The 2,782-nt window shown below is 64.0% G+C and carries 5 protein-coding genes and 1 pseudogene; 3 read left to right on the forward strand and 3 right to left on the reverse strand.

What is annotated here, in order from left to right; genetic code table 11:
- Nucleotides 1–240: 240 nt before the first annotated feature.
- Nucleotides 241–879, forward strand: coding sequence for an HD domain-containing protein (locus CG723_RS45830; protein ID WP_199842149.1), 639 nt, complete (start codon nucleotides 241–243; stop codon nucleotides 877–879).
- Between the two features lie 94 nt (nucleotides 880–973).
- Here the strand turns inward: CG723_RS45830 and CG723_RS45835 are convergent, their stop codons facing one another.
- Complete coding sequence (locus tag CG723_RS45835; RefSeq protein WP_234374908.1) at nucleotides 974–1,237, reverse strand: hypothetical protein; 264 nt, start codon at nucleotides 1,235–1,237, stop codon at nucleotides 974–976.
- Nucleotides 1,238–1,313: 76 nt separating this feature from the next.
- Here CG723_RS45835 and CG723_RS46755 point away from each other — a divergent pair, with 76 nt between their 5' ends.
- Complete coding sequence (locus tag CG723_RS46755; RefSeq protein ID WP_159032743.1) at nucleotides 1,314–1,811, forward strand: hypothetical protein; 498 nt, start codon at nucleotides 1,314–1,316, stop codon at nucleotides 1,809–1,811.
- Nucleotides 1,812–1,814: 3 nt separating this feature from the next.
- On the opposite strand, the gene CG723_RS48605 is transcribed toward CG723_RS46755, so the two are convergent.
- On the reverse strand, nucleotides 1,815–1,982 hold the full coding sequence (locus CG723_RS48605; RefSeq protein ID WP_234374909.1) for a hypothetical protein: 168 nt from the start codon (nucleotides 1,980–1,982) through the stop codon (nucleotides 1,815–1,817).
- 63 nt (nucleotides 1,983–2,045) lie between these two features.
- Here CG723_RS48605 and CG723_RS46760 point away from each other — a divergent pair, with 63 nt between their 5' ends.
- Nucleotides 2,046–2,654 (forward strand): hypothetical protein, encoded by a 609-nt coding sequence (locus tag CG723_RS46760; RefSeq protein WP_159032744.1) that lies wholly within the window; start codon nucleotides 2,046–2,048, stop codon nucleotides 2,652–2,654.
- 8 nt (nucleotides 2,655–2,662) lie between these two features.
- Here the strand turns inward: CG723_RS46760 and CG723_RS47255 are convergent.
- Nucleotides 2,663–2,782 (reverse strand): annotated as a pseudogene (locus tag CG723_RS47255) (IS5/IS1182 family transposase); the annotation flags it as partial.

Below are 2,782 nucleotides of genomic sequence, written 5' to 3' on the forward strand. Positions count from 1 at the left end.
TGAACCACCCCCAGGACGAACTGCCAAGCACAGTACGCCTACAGCAAAGGCAACAGCATTGGCTCTAGGCCGAGTACCAGGCCGTGTGCGTTCCGACTGCGCTGAGCGTGTGAGTTCAGACGTCCGCACGGTGTGGTGGTTTCGCCTCGGCACGGACGGCATCCAAGGGTAGGTCTGCTCTGGTCACGCCCGCGCGCGCGACACGGGAACAAAACAGATCGCATCGGAAAGAGCGGACGCATGACCGACATCATCGCGGGGGTGGAAATTCCCGAGACCTCGGCCGTGGCGGAGGCCACGAGCCACCTCCGGGAAACGATCACGCCCCTGCTCTTCCATCACTCCCGGCGTGTTTTTCTCTTCGCCTCCCTGCACGCGCGCGAGTTGGGCCTGCAGCCCGATCCCGAGCTGCTTTACATCTCCGCAATGTTCCACGACGTCGGCCTCCTGACCCCGTTCACCGAGGAGGAACAGCGTTTCGAGCTCGACGGCGCCGACCACGCGCGCAAGTTCCTGCTCGACCGCGGGTTCCCCAAGAGCGCCGCCGAAGTGGTCTGGACGGCGATCGCGCTGCACACGACGCCGGGGATTCCCGGGCGGATGGGCCCGGAGATCGCTGCCACCAACTACGGCGTTCTGACCGACGCGGTCGGTTGGGGCCTGGACGGACTCGAGGGCGACCAGGTGGACGAGATCGTCGCCGCTCATCCGCGCGGAAACTTCAAGAAGGAATTCACGCAAACGTTCGTCGAAGGGCTCAAGGACCGTCCGGACACCACATACGGGACCATCAATGCGGACTACCTGGAACGCTTCGTTCCCGGCTTCCACCGCACGTCCGTGATTGAGCGCATCACCGATGCGCCCTGGTCGCAGTGAGCCGGCAGCAGTCACGGGCGTGCCGATGAAACCGCTCGGCCCCTCCGCGGACCTCGTCCTCTAGGACGACGCGCCGCCTTCACCGTTCTGACGGTCACCACCGTCGTACTGATGCCGACTGCGAGCGCACCCTCGCCGACCTATCCCCTCTCACGGCCTTGCCGAGCTCGTCGACAACGGCCTGTGAGGTGCGCCGTACGGCTCGTACGGCGGACAGGTTCCGCTCGACCCAGCCGGGTGCGTCGAGGCCGTCGGCGAGCTGCCGGGCGATGATGCCCAACAGGCGTTGCTCGGCCTGCTCGTACAGGTCACGCGTACCGGCGGCGAGATCTTGGACCATGCCCGGATGGATGGGCATTGGTCACCTCCTCGCGGGCATTTCTGGTGAGCGAGGCTTGCCAACTGCCATGCTTCATCGGAGAGAAGGGGGATCAATGTCCATCGAGCGAGACCGGGCCGAAGACGACGCGGACCGTCGTGAGCCCGTTTACAACGGACCCGTTTTCAACGGAGACGTCACTGGTGCCGTCTTTGCCTGGGCGGCCACGATGGCGGCAGCGCCGTTCCTACAGTCGGTGGCGTCGCACTTCGGCAGTCGGCTGGCAGGAGCAATCGACAACGGCACACGGTCAGCGCTACGCCGGTTTCTGTTCCGTCAGATCCCGGAGGGAGGCGGAGCACCAGTACGTTCAGTCGTGTTGACGAGCGAACACGGCTGGTCTGTGACCGTGCGTGATGACCTGCCCGCGGAGGCGATTGCACAACTTCTTGCCCTACACGACGCAGACGCCCCGGACATCGTCATTGACGATGCCATGCCCGCACGGTTGACATGGGACCTGGGGCGATGGCTCCTTGCCGGACACTCCACCAGCGGCGTGGCCATCTACCGATGGGATGCGCAATCAAATAGTTGGGCTGAGGTCTCTTAACAACTACCCCAGAGGGAAGGCGCATACGGGGTCGGGCGCGACTGCGCCGGTCTCGGCGAGGATCGCGGCGACCTCGGCCCTGCCGAGCTCATCGACCAACTGCCGCGAGATGATCCCGAGATCACGGGTACCGGCGGCGAGGTCTTCGACCATGCCCGGATGTATCGGCACGGTTCCTCCCGAGCCTTGTGGAAGCTGCGGTTGTGCCCCGATGGCTCTGGCAAGATCGGCGCCGTGTCTGATGCAACTGCGGCTCTTGTTGCGGCGCTTATCGGTGCAAGCGCCGCCGTTCTCGCCGGCGGCTTGGCCATCCATGCCGCGCTTAAGCAGGTCAGCAAGTCCGCTGTGACGCAGAGAGAGCAAGCCTTCTGGGAACTGCGGAGGGACGCCTACGCAAAGGCACTCGTGTCGTACCGAGGATTCGAGCGAGTTGCGTGGGAGTTCAATGAGGCTGCAAAGACAGAGGAAGTGAGCAGCCTCAAGGGACTGCTCGACAAGATGGACAATGCGGCCTACAGCTTTGAAGAGAGCAAGGCGGTCTTGGACATCTCCGTGCCCGAGGATAGCGATGTGGCGCGCGCTGTCCGCAACGTCAACGACTACATCACTGACGCCATGATGGTGGTCGAGCTCTGGTACGAGGGATCGCCCAACCCTGATGGCTGGTCACCGAGATACGCGTCTTCCCTGTCGAAAGTCGGTGATTGCGGATCCGTGATGGTCGACGCCCTACGGGATGACCTTGCCAAGGATGTAGAGCCCGCAACGCGATCGGGAAGGACGCTACGGGATTGGGTGCCGCTGCTCCGGTCCCCGCGAGGATCGCGGACACCTCAGCTTTAGACCGTGTCCTACATGGTGAGCGTGAGGAGTCGTTTGTAGCTGCAGAGGGCGGCGGCGAGTCCGAGAAAGGCCAGGTAGTTGGCGGGTTGGCGCTCAAAGCGGTGGTTGAGTCGGCGGTAGCCGGACAG

The organism is Streptomyces sp. CB01635 (assembly GCF_002803065.1).
In the GTDB taxonomy this organism is placed as follows: Bacteria; Actinomycetota; Actinomycetes; order Streptomycetales; family Streptomycetaceae; genus Streptomyces.

Excerpts from the sequence above, each read along its gene's own strand:
- CG723_RS45830 (WP_199842149.1), top strand. The coding sequence starts at position 241 with ATGACCGACATCATCGCGGGGGTGGAAATTCCCGAGACCTCGGCCGTG.
- CG723_RS45835 (WP_234374908.1), bottom strand. The coding sequence starts at position 1,237 with ATGCCCATCCATCCGGGCATGGTCCAAGATCTCGCCGCCGGTACGCGT.
- CG723_RS46755 (WP_159032743.1), top strand. The coding sequence starts at position 1,314 with ATGTCCATCGAGCGAGACCGGGCCGAAGACGACGCGGACCGTCGTGAG.